This is a genomic window from Acidovorax sp. HMWF018 (genome assembly GCF_003061035.1).
Taxonomy (GTDB): domain Bacteria; phylum Pseudomonadota; class Gammaproteobacteria; order Burkholderiales; family Burkholderiaceae_C; genus Acidovorax; species Acidovorax delafieldii.
In genome coordinates this window covers 3,110-4,783 of the sequence record NZ_QAIM01000476.1, presented here as the reverse complement: position 1 = coordinate 4,783, position 1,674 = coordinate 3,110, and the positions used below count along the sequence as shown (strand labels likewise).

Here is a 1,674-nt window from a genome sequence, read left to right as displayed (position 1 = left end):
CAATTGTTGTGGGTGTTTCGTTCGGTGGCCGCCTCGTTGCAGGCGCAGCAAGTGCCGCATGCGTCGCCCGCCCAGTTGCGGCTGCAAGTGCAGGGGCTGGCCCTGCCAGGGGATGCCGCCGCTGCCCCTGGCATGCAGGTGCAGATCCTCAAGCGCCGGGGGCCTCCGTTGGCGCAGGCACTCCACCTGCCGGGCTGTCATCCGCAGTTGGCGCAGGTGCTGGTGGCGCAGGCTGAGCGGCGCCGTGCGGCGCAAGAAGCCGCCAGTGCTCTATTGGCAGGGCGTCAGGCCGCATCCGTCCGTGTAGTCGGGGCCTTGGCGGGGGCGCTGGCGCGCCACGCGCCTCCAGTCCAGCCCCCAGGCCCACCAGGAGAGCAGTCAGGGGGCCGACCCGGAGGCCGGCCAGAAGGGAGCAGGCATGCACTGGATCGCTCTGCCATTGCCCTGGTCCGATGAGCCTGCCGCCTTGCCAGGTACGGGTATGGGCACGGACAAAAGTGCTGGCGCACTCCAGGCCACCGCTGGCTGGTGGGCCTTGCGTTTCACGCCGCGTGTGGCACTGGCCGATGGCGAGGCGGTGTTGCTGGAGGTGTCCACCACCGAACGCCTGTGGGGCGGGCGCGATGCGCTGCAGGCACTGGTGCTGCAAGCCTGGGCTGATGCGTCGGCCCGATGCGAAGGGGAGAGCGTTGTCCCTCCACCCGTCCGCAGCACTGAAGAGCCTGCCCATTCCTTTGGATCGACCACAGCCCCTGTGCCCCATGCACCGACTGTGTGGGGCACAGGCCCCACTGCTCTGGTCGCTCAGGCCAGGCTGCGCATGGCATTGGCAGGGCGCATCTGCCCGCCGCAGGGTAGTGCAGAGAACCTGCCTTTGCACACGCTGACAGCACTGCGCCCCCATGTGGCCAGCCTGGAGCGCATGGGGTGCCGCACCTGGGGGGCGCTGCGGGCGCTGCCGCGCGCGGGCGTGGCGCGGCGCCTGGGGGCGGGCGTGCTGCAAGTGCTGGACCAGGCCCTGGGCGATGCCCCCGAGGCCCATGCCTGGCTGCAACTGCCCGAGCAGTTTGTGTTGACCACCGAGCTGCCCGCCTTGGCCGCGTCGGCCGACGCACTGCTGTGGAGCGCCAGCCGCAGCCTGACGGCCCTGCAGGCCTGGCTGCAGGCGCGCCAGCAGGGCGTGCTGGCGCTGGAGCTGGCCTGGCGCCACGACCTGCGGCGCCTGGATGGCGTGGCGCTGCCCCCCACCCAGGCGCTGCAGGTGCGCACCGCCCAGGCCACCCACGACCTGGTGCACCTGCGGCGCCTGCTGGCCGAAAACCTGGCGCGCACCTCGCTGGCCGCGCCGGTCAACCAGATCACGCTGCGGCTGCTCGAATCGGCACCGTTGCCGCACCGCAGTGCCAGCCTGCTGCCCCCGGGGGAGGTGGGCGGGCGTGACCCCACAAGCCATGGCAGCACCGACCCGGCCGGTACCCCCGGCGAGGCCCTGCACCAGCTGTTGGTGCGCCTGTCGGCCCGCCTGGGGGCCGACCACGTGGTGGCCCCGGTGCTGCTGGCCGACCATCGGCCCGAACGCATGCAGCAATGGCGACCGGCCGCTGAAGTGCTGGGCATGCCCTCGGCTGCGACGCGCAATGCAGCCACGCGAACACCCTCCAGTCCTGTGTCCGC

1 protein-coding gene and 1 pseudogene are annotated in these 1,674 nt (G+C 71.9%); both read left to right on the top strand.

Annotation, left to right across the window (positions count from 1 at the left end):
• Window positions 1-456, top strand: a pseudogene (locus tag DBR23_RS20180) (hypothetical protein); the annotation flags it as partial.
• A partial coding sequence (locus DBR23_RS20175; RefSeq protein WP_233250607.1) for a DNA polymerase Y family protein occupies window positions 419-1,674 on the top strand: 1,256 nt, incomplete at its 3' end. The pseudogene DBR23_RS20180 and the gene DBR23_RS20175, both read left to right, overlap by 38 nt.